The organism is Streptomyces sp. NPDC058045 (assembly GCF_042885635.1).
In the GTDB taxonomy this organism is placed as follows: domain Bacteria; phylum Actinomycetota; class Actinomycetes; order Streptomycetales; family Streptomycetaceae; genus Streptomyces.
The window spans coordinates 140,266-156,905 of record NZ_JBHVRR010000012.1 but is presented as its reverse complement, the minus strand read 5'-3'; the positions used below and the strand labels follow the sequence as shown (position 1 = coordinate 156,905).

Genomic DNA, 16,640 nt, shown 5'->3' with positions numbered 1-16,640 from the left:
GAACCGCCTACCACCTATAACAACACAGCCACATCCTTCGCCTGCGTCTTTTTTTTATAACACACCGGAATGCCGCGCGCCCTCCCCACCCCCCGGCGGCGCCGGTCCGACCGATGGACCGGCGCCGCCGTCTTGTTCCGTACGCGGGTGCGTTCCGCGGGCCGTCGGCTCAGGCCAGGACGCCCGCCCGCAGCCGTTGGGTGATCCGGGCCAGCAGCCGCGAGACATGCATCTGCGAGACGCCCAACTGCTCCCCGATCTCGGCCTGGGTCAGCTCCTCGCCGAAGCGGAGCCGCAGGATCGTGCGGTCCCGCTCGCCGAGCTGCGCCACCAGCGGCTTGAGCGCCTGGACGTTCTCCACCGTCTCCATATCGCCGTCGGGGCCGCCGAGTACGTCGACCAGGCTCTCGCCGTTCTCCTCGCTTCCGCCGTCCAGCGGGGCGTCCAGCGAGGAGGCGGTGTACGCGTTGGCCGCGACGATGCCCTCCAGGATCTCCTCCTCGTCCCGGCCCAGGTGCTCGGCCAGCTCGGCCGCGGTGGGCGAGCGGTCGAGGCGCTGGAAGAGCAGCTCGGTGGCCTTGGCCAGATCGATCCGCAACTCCTGGAGACGGCGCGGTACATGCACGTCCCAACTGGTGTCGCGGAAGAATCGTTTGATCTCGCCCACGATGCAGGGCATCGCGAAGGTGGCGAACTCCACCTCCCGGCTGAGCTGGAAGCGGTCGATCGCCTTGATCAGGCCGATGGTGCCGACCTGGACGATGTCCTCCATCTGGTCACTGCGGCTGCGGAAGCGGGTCGCGGCGAACTTCACCAGGGCCAGGTTGAGTTCGATGAGGGTGTTGCGGATGTCCTGGTATTCGGCGGTGCCCTCGTCCAGTTCCGCGAGGCGGGCGAAGAAGACCTTCGAGAGTTCCCGTGCGTCCCGGGGTGCCACCTCCGCCGGATTCTCCAGGTGTGGAAGCTCATGAGCGGGCCCCTGCCGGCGCTCGGTCTCCCTCTGCGAGAGTCCAGTCGGGACCGTGGTCGCCATGGACACTGTGTCCTCCCCTTCTCCGTCGGTGCCCATGCGCCTACCCGGAAGGGGCGTTCACATGCTCACCAATCGGCCCCGCCCCGCACGACGGCCGGAACCCACCCGTCCCGCGACCACCGGGACCCCGCCGGCCGAGCCGCCCCGTCCGCCAACCGCGCCCAGGCCAGGCCTATTTGACGGGCAGGTGGTAGGCGATCCGGTACCGGTCGGCGGGGACCACCACATCGGCCGTCTCCACCGCGCGCCCCGAGGCGTAGTAGGTGCGCCGGATGTCGATCACCACATGGCCCGGCACACCGCCGAGCGCCGTCAACTCCTCGGCCAGCCCGGGGCGGGCGCCCACCTCCTCCGTCATGTTGTCCACCACCACATCGATCGCGGCCATCCGCTCCACCACGCCCATCCCGCCCAACGGGCCCTCCTCCGGGAGCATCACCGGGGTGCGGCCGGTGAGCGCCAGCGGCTCCCAGGAGGTGGCGAGCATCATCACCTCACCCGCGTCCCGGTAGACGTAACGGGTGCACATCACGCGCTCGCCGACGGGGATGCCCAGGCGCTCCGCGACGCCCGCACCCGCCTCGGTCTGCTCGCTGCGCGACTCCCAGGTGCCGCGGGCCGCCGGATCGGCCTGCTCCTGCTTGAAGGGGGTGGCCCCGGAGTCCGGCCGGTACCCGGAGCGGGCGATACGGCGGGGCACCGGGCGCTCGCGTACATAGGTGCCGGAGCCGGAGCGCCCCTCCACCAGCCCCTCCGCCATGAGCACCTTGCGCGCCTCCAGCGCCACCGTGTCGGAGACGCCGTACTGCTCGCGGATGCGCGCCTGGGAGGGGAGGCGGGTGTGGGGCGGAAGCGAACCATCGACGATCTTCTTGCGGAGATCTCCCGCGACGCGCAGGTAAGCCGGCTGTTCACCGAAGGTCACGGGCCACTCCCATCAGATTGACAGACAGCGACAGCCTGACAACCGTGGGTTGTGAACCGCAAGCACAGGCCAGAGAATCACTCGATGTGATGAAGAGGCCGCTGGGCAGTGGATTCCGCCCCCGGCGCTCTGCCTACGCTGCTTCGCATGAACGCTCTGCCGGACCGAATCTGCCCGGTCGACGGCGCCCGGGTGCCGGCCGACTCCCTCGCCTGGTGCTGCCCTCGCTGCCGCGGCCCCCTCGACCTCGACTTCACCCCCGTCCCCGCCCCCCTCTCCGCCCTGACCGGCCGGGTCAACTCCCTCTGGCGGTACGCCGAATCACTGCCGCTGCACGATCCGCGGACCTCCCTCGGCGAGGGCCGCACCCCGCTGGTGAGCCTGAGTGGGAACGTCCTGGCCAAGCTGGACTTCCTGATGCCCACGCTCTCCTTCAAGGACCGCGGCGCCGTCCTCCTCGCCGAACTGGCCCGCCGCCTCGGCCCGGACCGGGTGGTGGCCGACTCCAGCGGCAATGCCGGCACCTCCCTCGCCGCGTACTGCGCACGGGCCGCCCTGCCCTGCACCGTGTACATACCGGCCGGCACCTCCGCGAAGAAGCGGGAGCAGATCGCCGCACACGGCGCCCGGCTGGAGGTGGTGGAGGGGGGTCGCGAGGCTGCGGCCGCCGCGGCCCGCGCCGCGGCCGACACCCCGGGCGTCTTCTACGCCAGCCATGTGCACAACCCGTACTTCCTGCACGGCACCAAGACCTATGTCCTGGAGCTGTGGGAGGGGTTGGGCGGGGAGCTGCCGGAGGTGCTGGTGGTGCCAGTGGGGAACGGCACCCTGCTGCTGGGCGCGGCCCTAGCGGTGGCGGAGCTGCACTCGGCCGGGCTGATCGAGCGGCGGCCCGTGCTGTGGGCGGTGCAGTCGGCCGCCGTCGCCCCGCTCGCCGAGGCCTGGCGGGCCGGTGCCGAGGAGCTCACCGGGCGGACCGCGGCGGCGCCCACTCTCGCGGAGGGCATCGCCATCCCCCGGCCGCCGCGGGCCCGGCAGATCCTGCGCGCGGTGCGCTCCCTCGACGGCGCCTTCCTCACCGTCACCGAGGACCAACTCCGCGACGCCCAGCGGGATCTGGCCTCCCGCGGCCTCTATGTGGAGTCCACGGCGGCGGCCTGCTGGGCGGCGGTCCGCGCCCATGAGGCCTTCGCCGAGGGCGGCCGCACGGTGGCGCTCCCGCTCTGCGGCGCGGGCCTCAAGTCCGGTCTGGCACCGCCGCCGTGAGACGGGCGCGAGCGCGGGGTCAGTCCAGTTCCAGCACGCCCACCGTCTGGCCTCCGCTGGTCTCTCCGGTCGGCCGGAAGCCGAGCGCCCGATAGAAGCCGCTCGGGCCGTCCGCGCCGGGGTGCCAGGTGGACGTCAGTCGGGTGCCTCCTCGGCGCCGGATCTCGCCGGCCACGGACTGCACTGCGAAGCGTCCGTAGCCTCGGCCCTGCTGTCCGGCTGCGATGTTGAGACGCCAGAGTCCGGAGCGGAAGTCGGTGCCCTCGCCGGTCCAGTCGATGTCGAGGAAGGCCATGAGGAACCCGACGGCTTCGTCGCCGTCGCAGATGAGCCGGGGCCAGGCGACGCCGGGGTGGACGTATGCCTCGGCGAGGGACTGCACCACGGGATCCACCAGATGTTCCTGGTCGGGGCGGACTCTCAGGCCGACCGCGGTCTCGAAGGTGTCGCGGGTGATCTCGCGCAGATGCGGTGACGTCGGCATCTCCCCACTCTAGGCAGGGGTGTTCGGGGCGCTGGGAGGGACAAGCCTTGTTCTCGGTAGGAGTTGGGCCTCGGGCTAAGTAGGATCGAGGGGTGTGACGCTGCCGGTACGGGCGCCGTGTGCGGTCCGGACGGCACGGGGGACAGGAGGGACGATGAGTAGGCCGACAGTGCCACCGGCGGGGCCGGGCGGCTGGTCGATGCTGGATGAACACCTCTGGTACACCTGCGACATCGTCGCGGATCTGCTGGAGGGCTCCCTGGAGCGGCGGCCGCTGGTGGCGACCGCGGCCCGCATGGAGCCGGGTGACCGGGCGCTGGCGGTGGGCCCGGCGCAGCGTCTGACCTGGCGCGCGCTGGGCGACGGGAGGTACACGCAGACCAGTACGTTCGCCTTCGGCAGCTCGGCGTTCGTCCTGGGTTCGATGGCGGCGACGGCGATGAGCAACGCCTCCCGGCGCAACGCCGCGGCGGCGAACGCGCAGCCGCGGTGGGTCCCGGAAGGCGGCGGCGAGTTGACCGTCACCCAGCGCAAGATCTACTTCGGGCACCCGGTGTGCTGGCTCGACCTGGGGCTGAGCGGCCTGGACTCGATCGACATGGCGGCCTCGGACGTCTTCCAGTGCGGTTTCCGCGACATCAACAACGGCCGCCAGATGCTGGTGCAGTTGCACACCCCCTGGGCGTCGCTGCTCTTCGTACTGGCGGCGCTCACCTCGTTCCCGGCGCATCCGCGGCTGCTGTCGCACGGCTGGCTCCCGCCGGACTTCCAGGCCCGCTGCGATTCGCTGGGCCGCCCCTGCCGACCGGCACCCCGACTCATCCTGGAGCGGGGTACCGGGTGAGGGGGGGGCGGCTGACCGGAGCGGGCGCGGGCTGACACCGGACGGCCGGAGCGGCGGAGCCCCGGAGCGGGCCGCGGTGGCCGGGCGCGAGCTGACGCTTCCGCCTTCCCCGACAGCGGACGGTAGTCCGGAGCACCGTCAACTGCCATAGCACGACGTGGAGTTGCGGCACATTGACGAGGGCTCGCTGAGGAGGCCGAGTTGGCAGCCCTCGGCGTGCCGGTCGACGGACATCGCACCGGCGTCGCCGGGGCGCCCCGGACACGCCCACGCCAGAGCGCCCGCCACGGCCTGGACAGTGGCGGGCGCACAGCGGGCGCAATCGGCGCGGGCTATCCGCCGTCCCGCGGCCCGGCCCCCGTCCGGTCCCGGGTGCGCAGCAGTACCGTCGCCGCCGCCACCGCGGCCACCGCGCACAGGGCGAGCAGCAGTACCCGGTCCGGTACCGAACCAGCCCACCGGGAGAGCCGTTCCTCCCAGGTGAACTCGGTGTCCACGCCGAGGAGCGAGGGCAGCGCCGAAGTGCCGTCGAAGACCAGGAAGACCGTCCCCAGCACCATGAACATCACCCCGCCGAACAGCGAGGTGGTGTGCGTCCGCAAGGGTCCCCAGCGCACCTCCCGCCCCCGCAGCCACCGCCGCCGCCCCACCTCGAACCGGTCCCACACCGCGGCCAGTACGAACAGCGGCACCGCCATTCCCAGCGCGTACACCGCCAGCAGCACGCCTCCGCGCCATGGGTCACCGCCGAGCGCCGCCACCGTCAGCACCCCGCCGAGGATGGGCCCCGCGCAGAACCCGGCCAGCCCGTAGACCGCGCCGAGGGCCAGTACCGAGAGCACCGTTCCGGAGCGGCGCCCGCCCGTGGCCTGCTGCATCCGGCGCGAGCCGAAGCCCAGGCCCAGGATCTGTGCCGCCCCCAGCGCGATCATCAGCCAGCCGCCGACCGCCACCAGCAGATCCCGGTGCCCGATGAAGAGGCGCCCGGCGAACGAGCCGGCCACCCCCAGCGGCACCAGGGTCAGGCAGAGCCCGGCGTAGAAGAGCAGGGTGCGGCCGAGCAGCCGGCCGGGACCGGTGAAGGAGTAGGCGAAGAACGCCGGGAGCAGCAGGGCCGAGCAGGGGCTCAGCAGCGCCAGCAGTCCGCCCGCGAACGCGACCAGCAGCCCCGGATCAGTCACGGCCGCCGCCCCCGCCCTCCTTGCTCCCGCGCTCCTGGGCGGCGGCCTTCTCGATGGCCTCGGTGAAGGCCCGGGTGGGCTGCGCGCCCAGCAGCGGCGTGGTGTTGACCAGGAAGGCGGGCGTGCTGCTGACGCCCAGCGAGTACCCCTCGCCGGTGTCCTTCCGCACGGCCTTGCGCGCCGCCCCGGACGACAGGTCCCGGCGGAAGCGGCCGAGGTCGTTCACCCCGGCCCGCTCCGCCATTCCCGCCAGTTTCTCCGCGCTGAACTCGCCCTGGTTCCGCTTCCGGTCCTTCCGGTACGCCTCCCGCTGGAACTCCCAGAAGCGGCCCTGCCGCCCCGCCGCCCAGGCCGCCTGCGCGGCGCGCTGGGATTCGGCGCCGAAGATGGGGAAGTTCCGCCACTCGATCCGCAGTGTCCCCTTGTCGACATAGTCCTTGATCAGCTTCGGCTCGGTCTCCCGGATGAACCTGCCGCAGTACGGGCACTGGAAGTCCGCGTACTCGATCATCACCACGGGTGCGTCGGCCCGGCCCACGGCCAGCGGGTCGCCGTCCTCGCGGCGGGCCAGGGCGAGCAGTCCGGCGTTCCCGGCGGTCTCGCCCTGTGCCTCTTCGGCCTGTGCCGCCTCTCCGCTGCCGCTCGGGGTGGGCGAGGGGTCGCCGTCCCCGCCGGTGGCGAGGGTGACCCCGGCGGTCACCACGGCCGCCGCCAGGACCACGGCGGCGACGATCCGACTCCCCCGGCGCCTGCGGGACGGCGCGGGGGCGGCGGCGCGGCCGGCTTTGGCGAACTGGCCGCCGCCGGACGGGACTTCATCGGGCTCGGGCGTCTCACCCGGGGCCTCTGCGGGCGTGGGCGCATCGGCTGTCGCCTCTGCGGGCCTGGCCTCGTCCGCCGTGGCCTCCTCCGGCTTGGGCTGCTGAGGCCCGTTCTCGTCAGGCTCAGGGTTCTTCTCGGACATCTGGTACTCCAAAGTGCAAGTGCAGCAGGAAACGCTGTGCGAACAGCGGGAACATCGGGGTGCCGAGGACGGCCCAGCCCCTACGTCCTCAGCACACAGAGCAGCACCGGATCAGCGGGCGGCGCGGGCCCCCGCAGTCGATACGCACCCACCGCACGCACCCCGGCCCCTCGCGGCGCCACTTCCACCGCATCCGCCGGGCGTCCCGCCAACGACTGTGCGGGGCCCGGCAATTGGGCGCGCTGGGGGATCCGCTCCCCCGGCACCTGCCGCCCGCACATGCCCTTCCCCGCCGACGCCCGCCGGGGCCCGCGGTCGGTATCGGACACCACCGGAGCACCCCGCGCCTCCCCCGCGCGGGACGAGGCCACCCCGGACACCACCGCCCCCGCGACCGCACGCGCCTGCGCGGCCGGGCACACCACCGGCACCAGTACCGCGGCCAGCACCAGCAACCACCGCAGCGCGAAACCCGGTCCGCCCCGCGAAGCCCGTGCCGCCGCCACCGCTCCCTCTCCCGCACTCGGAAACCACACCGGCCAACCACCCTAGGCGGTGCCCCGCGCTCCGCCGTTCCGCCCCGGCTCCGAGTCCTCCGCGGCCGCCCACTGCGGTACGTTGCTGCGGCAGTGGACAGGGCGAGGGGGTGCACGGGTGGGCTCGGCGGACGCCGCGATACGGGTGCCGGTCGGCGAGGACGCCGAGCGGTGGACCAGCCGGACGACACAGCGACGGGTGCTGCTCGTGGTGCACAACGTCACCTCCGCGGGCCGACTACTGGACGTACTGCCGCTGTTCCACGACGACTTCCGGGTGCAACTGCTGGTCACCTGTACCGGGTCCTCCGCGTTCCAGGGCGGTGTCCGCGAGCTGTTCGCGGAGCTGCAACTGCCGGTGCTGCCCTGGGAACAGGCCCTGTCGACCCCGGTGGACCTGGCCATCTCCGCCAGCTTCGGGGGTCAACTAGCCGATATTCAGGGCAAGTTGGCGGTCCTCTCACATGGGGTCGGATATACTAAGAAACTAGCCAGCCGGGAGCCGGGAGCCGGGAGCCGGGAGCCGGGAGCCGGGAGCCGGGAGCCGGGAGCCGGGAGCCGGGAGCCGGGAGCCGGGAGCCGGGAGCCCACCTTCGGGCTGGCGCCGGACTGGCTGTTGTCAGGCGGCGAGCCGTATGTGGACGCGCTGGTCCTGTCGCACCCCGAGCAGCACCGGCGGTTGCTGCGCGTCTGCCCCGAGGCCGCACCGTCCGCCGTCCTCGCGGGCGATCCCTGCTACGACCGGATGCTCGCCGCCCGTGCCTTCCGGGACCGCTTCCGCCGCGCGCTCGGTGTGCGTCGCGGGCAGCGCCTCCTCGTACTCAACTCGACCTGGAATCCGGAGGGTTTGTTCGGTGACGGGGGCCGCGACGACGGCGGTGCGGGGGATCTGCTGCCGTCCCTCCTCCCGCGGCTTGCGGCCGAACTCCCCGCGGACGGCTACCGGTTGGCGGCCGTACTGCATCCGAACATCTGGCACGGGCACGGCCCGGGGCAGCTCCGCGTCTGGCTGGACCGGGCGCGCCGCAGCGGGCTCACCCTGATCGATCCGGTGCACTCCTGGCGGCAGGCCATCCTCGCCGCGGACGTCGTACTGGGCGATTTCGGTGCGGTGTCCTACTACGCGGCCGCGCTCGGCCGCCCTGTGCTGCTGGCGGCGGCGGACGAGCGGCGGCTGGATCCCGAGGCGCCGCTCGCCGAGTTCGTCCGGGAGGCGCCGCGGCTCGACCCCGGTGCCCCGCTCACCGGCCAACTGGAGAAAGTCCTCGCCGGACACCAACCCCTGCCGGGGCCCGCCGAGTTCACCTCCTCCGAGCCCGGTGCCTCCGCCGCTCTCCTGCGCCGCCGCTTCTACGCGCTGATGGACCTGCCGGAGCCCCCGGCGCCCGCCCTGCTGGAGGCGCTGCCGCTCCCGCCGCACCAGCCTCCGCTGCGCACCGCTCCCCTGTACGTCCGCACCTGGGTGCACGACCGGGACGTCGGGGTGGAGCGAACGTCCGAACTGCCCTACGGGGCGCGGGGCGTGGCGCATCTGGCGGTGCACGAGGAGACCCGGGACCCGGCCGCGCTGGAGACCGCGGACGTCATCACCCGCGAGGGTCCGCCCCACGACCCCCGCCTCGGCACCCCGGCGGACTGGGCGGCGGAGGTCCTGGACCGCTTCCCGCACTGCGCCCTCGCCGCCTTCGTCACCGGCCCCGGCACCTGCACCGTCGGCCACCGCGACCACGGAACCCTGGAGCTCACCGCCGCCCCGGACGCGGACGCCGACCCGGCCGCGTACGCCTCGGCCCTGCACGCCTGGTTGACGGCGGGCGCCCGACTTCCGTCCCAGGAAGTGGAGTTGACGGTACATCTGGCGTCCGGGGCGCACCTGGTGACGGTCGTACGGCGCGGGTCCCCTGGCTGAGGTCCCGGGGCGTTGTCAGACCCCTGTGGCAGGGTGAATCGCAGGTGGCGGATCCGGGTGGGACGGGTCCCGCGGAGTGCAGGGAGCAGCTTGTGAACAGCCCCGACACCGCCCAGGCGGGCGGCCGTTCGGCGCGCGGAGGCTCGGACCTCGGCGCGATCACGGCCTGGTGGCGGAGCCTCGGCGGTGACGGGTTCCTGGCGCTGCCGCCGCCGGGCCGGGACCGGTACACCCAGTCCCACGGCCATGAGGACGCCACCGAACTCCGCGCGGAGCGAGGACTCAGCGGCCCCGTCTCCTTCGTGTACTGGCACTGGCAGTCGCACGAGGCCGCGTTCGACCGCTCGGGCGCGCTGAGGGGCGAGTTGCTGCTGCACTGGGGCGGCGAGCACGGCGTCGTCGCCGCGGGGCTGGGTGCGGGGCCGCCCGGTTTCCGGCTCGTCGACGGCGGACCCGGGAGCGCCTTCCGGCTGGACCGGGTCACCGAGCGGGACGAAGCGGGCCTGCCCGACCCGGCCGACCCGCACGGCGTACGCCAGTTCCTGGACATGCTCGACGAGCCGCTGGACCGCGGTACTCCCTTCTTCCGGTACCGCTCGCTGTCCCCGGCCGAGGCGGCGTGGCTGCACGAGCGGTTGCGCGAGCCGCTGGACCTCGCCGCGGCGACCCGCTTCGTGGTCTCGCTGGAGGAGCGGGACGGGCTCACACCCGACGAGACGGAGCGACTGCTGCGGGCCTGGCGGGAGGGACACGAGGGGCGGCTCGACGAGTGGAGCGCCTGGGGGCTTCTGCTGCACGCGCTGCTGCGCCACGACCACCCGGAGACCTGGGAGATCGTGGCCGCCCTCGGTTCCCAGGCGGCCGGTGTCATATCGCTGGTGCCGTCGGAGCGGGGCCTCGCCGCGGTGCGGGAGTTCGCGCTCGCCGGTGACCGCGGCGCGGTCAGCGACTGGCTGACGCTGCACCGCTCGCTCCGCGAACCGGACCCGGTGGCGGCCGCGGTGGCCCTCGCGGCGGAGCTGGCCGCGCACGACGCCCCGGAGACCTCGCTGCGCGCCCTGCACCACGCGCTGATCGGGAACGTCACATCCGACTGGCGGCGGCAGACCGGGGCGGACCTCCGCGTCGGCTCGTCCTACGCCGCCCTCACCGCCGTCCGCTTCAGCACCGACGAACGCCTGCCGCGCACCCTGCGCGTCCTCGCCGCCGAAGCGGCCCGCGACCAGGTGGATCTGCTGCGCGAGGAGACGCTGCGGCCGGGCGGCTCCCCGCTCACCGACACCGGAACCGACACGGGCACGGGCATAGACCCCGCCGAGATACTGGCCGCCGTGGAGCGCTACGAGGCCGTCCGGGACGAGTTGCTGTCCGGCACCGGACCCGATCTCACCGCCTACGAAGGCGCGTTGGCCGATGCGTGGCACCGGTACCGGACGCTCACCGAGGCCGATGTGCGCTGGCTGCGGAACCGGGTGGCCGACCCGGCGACCGACCTCCAGGGCCTCGGCTTCTGCCTCGAACTCCTCTATGCCCACGGCCTGGGCACGGCCGCCGAGGTCGAGGCGCTGCTGCCGCACCGGCTGAAAGACCTCACCAAGAAGTACCGCACCACCTACACCGAGTGGCGCCATCCGCTGGTCACCCTGACCTGTCTCGCCCTCGACCTGGGGCATCCGGCCGCGGCCAAGCTGCAAGCCTGGTGGGGTCGGGCCCGGCCGGTGTGGAAGGACGAGCTGCGGCTCCTCACCCACCTCGGCGCCCCCGACGAGGCCAAGGCCGCCGAGCTGTGGGACTTCGTCACCTCCGACGCCCATGACGTGGGCCAACTGATGACCTGGGTCCTGGTCCGGGCCCGCCTCGACGGGGAGCATCCGCTGCATATCGCCGACCGGCTGCTCGGCACCCCCGGCCTCCACGAGTACGTCCTGCACCGCGTCCTGATCGGCGTGGCCGACCCCGAACAGCCCCTGTGGCACTTCTCGTTCGACCCGTGCAGCCGGGACTGGTGGCGGCGCGCCGTGGAGGTCGCCGAGCACCCCGGCCTCTCGCCCGAGGCCCGCGCCATCGGCCTGGAGGCCGCCCGCCAGCACCACCTGATCCGATACCCCGACCGGCTCCACCCCTCGCCGACCGAGGCCGAACGCACCGCCGCCAAGACCTGGCTCGACCAGCGCACGGACGACCCGGACGACTCGTGGTGCCCTGCCGCCGGCCCCGCCCCCAGGTAGCGCAGGAACCGCGCACTCTCCGTGAGGCGTCCACCGCGGCAAGGAGAGGAGTCGCCTGTGTGGCTGACGTTAGCGGTGGTCGGGGATCTCGTGATCATCGCCTTCGGTGTTCACGAGGCTGTGATCCAGCGCCGTCTGGTGCGTGACGGGCTGCGTGCCGAGGGCACGGTGATCAGCGTGCGCCAGGTGAGCAACGGCAAGGGCGGTGGCCACCACGACGTCCCACTGGTGAGATTCGTGGACGCGCAGGGCCGTGCGCATGAGTTCGAGCCCAATTCGAGTGTGGCCAGGGACATTCCGATGGGCGGCAGGGCGCCGGTGATCTACCTTCCCAGTTCCCCGGACACCGCTCGGATCGACGGCACCCGAATCCGGGTCCTGACCCTCGGGGGACTTCTCATGGGTGCCCTGGTGTTCACCTTCGGCGCGATCCGGCTGATCCAGATGGGTGGTTGAGCAGCACAGGCGCCCACCGGGACCCCGTACTCCGGAAGTTGGGCTTCCCCGGCGGCCCCCCCAGTAGGTTCGCTCCGACCAAGCGACGGGGGACGGGGGACCGATGGTGCGGTGGTGCGGTGCTGCGAGAGCCGGTGCCGTCGCGGTGTGTGCGGTGCTGCTGGCGGGGTGCGGGGGCGGAGGCACCGGCTCCCCCGGCGCGAGCGAGAGCCCGAGCGGGGGCCACTCGAAGCCCAACAAGCCAGCCGAACCAACCCAGTTGAAGCCGCTGTGGCGAGTGCCCACGGGGGCGGCCGGGATGGACACCGACCTCGAACGGGTCTGGACCGCAAGGGGCACCTTCGTCGTGCAGACCAGCCACGGGGGCCTCTCCGGTTACGACGCCCGGACGGGCAAGCCCCGCTGGAAGGTGCGGATGCCCGAGGGGACCGACGGTATCTGCACCCTCTCGCAGCAGCCCAACGCCGAGGGCATCGGTGCCGTGGTCTTCGCCCGCACCACCCAGAGCCCCACCAAGGGCACCCGTAAGGAGTGCACCACCGCGGGCGCCGTGGACATCACCGGCGGCAAGGTGCTCTGGACCGAGCGGTCGCCGCTCAGCGCGGCGGTCAGGGAGCGGGGCACCGGGCAGATGCGTGCCGTGAGCGTCGGCGCCTCGGTGGTCTCGCTCACGTACTGGGACACCGGGGTGCTGCACCGGTTCGGCGCCAGGACCGGCAAGCGGCTCAAGTCCCTTGGCAGCAGCGCGAGTTCGATCGCGGACACCTTCCACAACGGCGTCCACATCGGTGTCGCCGACGAAGGGCGGAAGTCGTTCACGCTCTACGAGGCGGAGACGGCGAAGCGCCTGTGGAGTTCGCCTCCCGGCACCGAGCTGCGCCGTATCGTCACCTCCGACCCGCTGGCCCTAGAGGTCAGAACGGGCGGCGAGGTCTCCCTGCGCACCTACGGCAAGGACGGCACGGTGCTGCGTACCGTCGTCCGCGGCAAGGAGATCCACACCTCCGAGGCCGGATTCGAGGGCGACCGGCATCCGGCCAAGCACGGCAACACCCTCCTCCGCGGCACGATCACCCCGCAGTTCGTGGCCGGGGGCGTCCTGCTCACCCACTTCGAGGACGGCGGCGGCACCCACTACGCCTACGACCTCCACGGCGGGAGGGAGGCCTGGCAACTCACCGACAACGACGTGGAGTTCTTCGCCGCCGGCCCGGACCGGCTGCTGGCGAGTGCCACGGCTGAGGGTGCCCGCCCCCGGCTGCTGAGCGTCAGCCCGTCCACCGGTGAGCAGCGGACGCTGGCGACGCTCGCGCCCCCCGAACAGGCCGGCCACCCCAGGCCGTTCGCCGGGGACGGAGAGCGGATCTACGTCGCCCGGGGCGCCACGGTCGAGGCCTACCGACTGCCCCACACCGGCACGCCCTGACCCCACCGCCCGGGGCCGCAGGAACCGCCCCCCTCACGGGTAGCGTCTACCAGGCGACTGACGACACCCGAAGGGCCGTGCGGGGTACGGCGGGAGGAGTCGACCGTGTGGTTGACGATGACGGTGGTGGCGGATCTCGTCCTCATCGCCTTCACCGTGCACGAGGCAGTGACCCAGTGGCGGCTGCGGCGCGAGGGGCTCCGCACCTGGGCCATGGTGATCAGCCACCGCGCGAAGAGCGCTGAGAAAGGCGGCGGCGTCGTCTACTACCCGCTGCTCAGATTTGTCGACGCGCAGGGCCGCGCCCATGAGTTCGAGCCCAAAGAGAGCGGCGTCAGGGGCCTTCCGGTGGGCGGCAGGGCGCCGGTGATCTACCTCCCCGACGCCCCGGGCACCGTTCGCGTCGACCTCACCTGTCGCCGGATCTCCACTTTCCTCTGGGCCCTCATGGGCATCACCGGGTTCACCACCTTCGCGATCCGGCTGATCCAGATGGGTGGTTGAGCCCCTACTCCGTCCCCCGGCACCGCTCCCGCAGCCGCGCCAGATAGTCCCGGTGCGGGGTGGCCGCCTCACTCAGCAGGGACTCCGCCTCGGTGATCCGGGCGAGGGCGGCCCTGAACTCCCCGCTGTCCAGCAGGGTTTCGGCGAGATCGGTGAGCGCCCGGGCCTCGTTGTACGGGTCGGGCAGCGCGGCGAGACGCCGCCGCGCCTCCTCCAGCAACTCCCTTGATTCCACCGGCCGTTGCATTCCGCGCAGCGCCCGTCCCCGGTGCCGCAGGGTGAGGGCCAGGGCACGCGGCAGGTCCGCGGTGCCCTCGTCCCCGTCCCCGATCCGGCCATAGATCTCCTCCGCGGTGGTGAAGTGCTCGTAGGCCTGGTCGTACTGCCAGCGGCGGAGGCAGAGCAGGCCGCGGAGTTCGACGGCGGAGGCTTCGCCGCGGTGGTGGGCGGCGGAGCGTTCGCAGTCCACGGCGCGTCGGGCTTCCCGGTCGGCTTCGGTGTACTGCCCCAACTCGCCCAGGCAGTGGGCGAGTTGGAAGTGGAGTCCGGCGGCGGCCTGCGGGTGGTGGGTGTCGGCGCGGTCGGTGGCGAGCCGCAGTGCGGGCAGGGCCTCCGCCCGGTACCCGGTCTTGAGCTGGACGGGCCACAGGGCGCGGGCGAGCCGCAGTGCCGTCCCGGTGTGCTGGTACTCGTCGGCCACGGTCACCGCACGGCACACATTGGGTGCCTCGGCGAGGAGGGCGGCCAGGCCCTCGTCCTCGGTGTGCCAGCGGTTGCCGGTCTCCGGCCCGTGCTCGGTGCGCCAGCTCTGCGGGAGTGCGGCATGTGCCGCGCCCAGGGCCCGGTCCAGTACCTCGGCCAGGGTCCGCGACACGGCCGCCGCGCACTCCGCCACCCCGTGCTCGGCAGCCGCGTCCGCCGCCAACTGCCGTGCCACCGAAGGCCGGTAGCGGTACCGGCCGTCCGGCAGGGCCTCCGCCAACTGGGCCTCCACCGCGGCCTCCAGCATCCCCCGCGCCTCCGCCACGGTCAGCTCGGCGGCCCGTGCGGCGATCCCGGCATCCAGCCCGGGCAGGCCGGTGAGCGCGGTGAGACGGCACATCCGGGCGGCCTGCGCCCCGAGGCCCGAGCAGGCGGCCCGCACCGACCTCCGCACCGGATCCCCGCCCGCCCCGTCCACAGAAAGCGACCCGTCCACCGAAGGCGCCCCGCCCTCCGAAGTCGCCCCCTCGGCGAGCCGCAGTGCCGCCGCCTTCAGCGCGAACGCATTGCCTCCGCAGCCGTCGAGCAGTCCCGGCAGCTCCGGCTTGGCGCGGGCCACCGCCTCGTCCCCGGAGACCCGGCGCAGCAGCTTCACCGCGTCCCGGTCCTTCAGCGGCGGCACCGCCAACCGCAGCCCGTCCAGGGCGAGTTCTGCCCCGGAGGCCACCATCAGCAGAAACACCTCGGGCGCCGCCGGTTTCAGGTACCGCACCTGAGCGGCCGAGGTGACATGGTCCACGACCACTAACACCCGCCGTTCCGCGGTCAGTTCACGGTAGAACCGCACACAGCCCGCTTCGGTGGGCGGCAGCCGGTCGTCCGGTACGCCCATCTGCCGCAGTACGCGCCGCAGTACCGCACCTGGGCCCGGGCCGTGCTCCCCGGAGCCGTCCCGGAGGTCGATATGGAACTGCCCGTCCGGGTACCGTCCCGCCTGGTCGGCGCCCCAGTGCAGGGCGACCGCGCTGGTGCCGATGCCCGGGGGCCCGTACAGCAGGGCCATCCGGGGGCGGCCGCCGAAGGAGCGGCTGGCCTCCCTGCCGAGTTGCCGCAGTACCCCGGTGCGATCGGTGAACTCCCAAGGGGCGGGCGGGAGTCCGGCCCCGCGGCGCAGCTCGGGCCGCTCGGCGGCCATGGCGTTCATGAGGATGGACCACTCGCCGTTGCGCCCCTGGTCCTGCCGCAGCAGGGTGTGCACATCGTCGGCGAGTGCCCGGACCCCGTCGTCGGTGGCGGGCAGCGGCACCGGGCGGCCGAGTGTCCTGCGCAGTTGGACGCCGGTGGAGACAAGTAACTGCTTGCCCGCCTCCCCCGCGGCACCGTTCAGTACCGCGGTCAGAAATCCGCTGATCGCGCCCACCGTCACCACTTCGAGCATCCCGGCCCTCCCCGTGTCCAGACCCAGCCCAGACCCTAGTGGGCGACCGCCGCCCGGCAGAAGGAGAACCCGCGATTGGCGAGCAGCGGTCCAATGGTCCCCAACACCACTGCTCATACGGCGAGTTGGCCCCGCTCGGCAGGTCGGATTGACAGGGACATGTGAGCGGTAGGCTTCCGTGATGAGGCTGGACGAGGGGGACGTCGCCGCGCTCACGGAGTGGGCGGAGGAGGACTACGGGGATCAGGTGCGCGGGGTGTGGATGCTGCCGCTGATCCCGGTCTTCGACTGGTTCGTCATCGACCAGACCTGGATCTACTACGAGTACACCCTGCCCCTGGTGATCCCCCTGGTCTTCTACACCGGCCTGATCATCCACTACCTCGCCGTCAAGGGGCTGGCACTGTTCGCCCCGGGACCGGGCGCGCCCGAACGCATCCTGGCGGGCGCCGAACCCTCGCTGACGCTGGAGGGCACCGTCTGCTGCGACGACGGAGACGAACCGCTGCCCATCTCACTGGAGTTCACCGACCCGGCGAAGAACCAGCTCGCCTACCTGCATCTGCCGCCGCGCCCCTGGCTGAGACCCGGAGAGAAGGTCACGGTCACCGGCTTCGGCAGCCGGCGCCGCCCCTTCCGCCAGGGCCTGCTCCTGACCGCCAGGACCGGGGAACGCGAGTGGCGCCGCGACTCGCCGTCCTCCGAGAAGCGCTACGAGTACGTGGATCAGAGCGGTTAGACGCG

At 72.8% G+C, this 16,640-nt stretch carries 15 protein-coding genes; 9 read left to right on the top strand and 6 right to left on the bottom strand.

What is annotated here, in order from left to right; all coding sequences use genetic code 11:
* Window positions 1-169: 169 nt before the first annotated feature.
* A complete protein-coding gene (locus ACFVST_RS10930; protein WP_390149036.1) occupies window positions 170-1,033 on the bottom strand; it encodes an RNA polymerase sigma factor SigF in 864 nt (287 codons plus the stop codon).
* Between the two features lie 172 nt (window positions 1,034-1,205).
* Complete coding sequence (locus ACFVST_RS10925; RefSeq protein ID WP_390149034.1) at window positions 1,206-1,958, bottom strand: GntR family transcriptional regulator; 753 nt, start codon at window positions 1,956-1,958, stop codon at window positions 1,206-1,208.
* Between the two features lie 147 nt (window positions 1,959-2,105).
* On the opposite strand from ACFVST_RS10925, the gene ACFVST_RS10920 reads away from it, so the two are divergent.
* Entirely contained in the window at window positions 2,106-3,224 is a 1,119-nt protein-coding gene (locus ACFVST_RS10920; protein WP_390149033.1) for a pyridoxal-phosphate dependent enzyme, read from the top strand.
* 19 nt (window positions 3,225-3,243) lie between these two features.
* Here the strand turns inward: ACFVST_RS10920 and ACFVST_RS10915 are convergent, their stop codons facing one another.
* Window positions 3,244-3,708, bottom strand: coding sequence for a GNAT family N-acetyltransferase (locus ACFVST_RS10915; protein ID WP_390149031.1), 465 nt, complete (start codon window positions 3,706-3,708; stop codon window positions 3,244-3,246).
* 154 nt (window positions 3,709-3,862) lie between these two features.
* Here ACFVST_RS10915 and ACFVST_RS10910 point away from each other — a divergent pair, with 154 nt between their 5' ends.
* A complete protein-coding gene (locus ACFVST_RS10910) occupies window positions 3,863-4,552 on the top strand; it encodes a hypothetical protein (RefSeq protein WP_390149030.1) in 690 nt (229 codons plus the stop codon).
* Window positions 4,553-4,884: 332 nt separating this feature from the next.
* On the opposite strand, the gene ACFVST_RS10905 is transcribed toward ACFVST_RS10910, so the two are convergent.
* Together ACFVST_RS10905 and ACFVST_RS10900 are read right to left on the bottom strand one after the other, a co-directional pair.
* Window positions 4,885-5,733, bottom strand: coding sequence for a cytochrome c biogenesis CcdA family protein (locus tag ACFVST_RS10905; RefSeq protein WP_390149028.1), 849 nt, complete (start codon window positions 5,731-5,733; stop codon window positions 4,885-4,887).
* A complete protein-coding gene (locus tag ACFVST_RS10900) occupies window positions 5,726-6,697 on the bottom strand; it encodes a DsbA family protein (RefSeq protein WP_390149026.1) in 972 nt (323 codons plus the stop codon). The genes ACFVST_RS10905 and ACFVST_RS10900 overlap by 8 nt, the downstream gene beginning before the upstream one ends.
* Window positions 6,698-6,976: 279 nt before the next feature.
* Here ACFVST_RS10900 and ACFVST_RS10895 point away from each other — a divergent pair, with 279 nt between their 5' ends.
* The 6 genes from ACFVST_RS10895 to ACFVST_RS10870 all read left to right on the top strand — a co-directional run bounded on the left by ACFVST_RS10895 (window position 6,977) and on the right by ACFVST_RS10870 (window position 13,756).
* On the top strand, window positions 6,977-7,249 hold the full coding sequence (locus ACFVST_RS10895) for a hypothetical protein (protein WP_390149024.1): 273 nt from the start codon (window positions 6,977-6,979) through the stop codon (window positions 7,247-7,249).
* 102 nt (window positions 7,250-7,351) lie between these two features.
* Window positions 7,352-9,142 (top strand): hypothetical protein, encoded by a 1,791-nt coding sequence (locus ACFVST_RS10890; RefSeq protein WP_390149022.1) that lies wholly within the window; start codon window positions 7,352-7,354, stop codon window positions 9,140-9,142.
* A 92-nt stretch (window positions 9,143-9,234) separates the two neighbouring features.
* Window positions 9,235-11,370, top strand: coding sequence for a hypothetical protein (locus ACFVST_RS10885; protein ID WP_390149021.1), 2,136 nt, complete (start codon window positions 9,235-9,237; stop codon window positions 11,368-11,370).
* A gap of 21 nt (window positions 11,371-11,391) precedes the next feature.
* Complete coding sequence (locus tag ACFVST_RS10880) at window positions 11,392-11,826, top strand: DUF3592 domain-containing protein (protein ID WP_390149019.1); 435 nt, start codon at window positions 11,392-11,394, stop codon at window positions 11,824-11,826.
* Window positions 11,827-11,929: 103 nt separating this feature from the next.
* Entirely contained in the window at window positions 11,930-13,252 is a 1,323-nt protein-coding gene (locus ACFVST_RS10875) for a PQQ-binding-like beta-propeller repeat protein (RefSeq protein WP_390149017.1), read from the top strand.
* A gap of 105 nt (window positions 13,253-13,357) precedes the next feature.
* Window positions 13,358-13,756 carry a DUF3592 domain-containing protein gene (locus tag ACFVST_RS10870; protein ID WP_390149016.1) on the top strand — a complete coding sequence of 133 codons (399 nt, stop codon included), beginning with the start codon at window positions 13,358-13,360 and terminating at the stop codon, window positions 13,754-13,756.
* Between the two features lie 4 nt (window positions 13,757-13,760).
* On the opposite strand, the gene ACFVST_RS10865 is transcribed toward ACFVST_RS10870, so the two are convergent.
* Window positions 13,761-15,896: a tetratricopeptide repeat protein gene (locus ACFVST_RS10865; RefSeq protein WP_390149014.1), complete on the bottom strand. Its 2,136-nt coding sequence runs from the start codon at window positions 15,894-15,896 to the stop codon at window positions 13,761-13,763.
* A gap of 181 nt (window positions 15,897-16,077) precedes the next feature.
* Between ACFVST_RS10865 and ACFVST_RS10860 the strand changes: the two genes are divergently transcribed.
* Complete coding sequence (locus ACFVST_RS10860; protein WP_390149012.1) at window positions 16,078-16,635, top strand: hypothetical protein; 558 nt, start codon at window positions 16,078-16,080, stop codon at window positions 16,633-16,635.
* Window positions 16,636-16,640 lie beyond the last annotated feature (5 nt).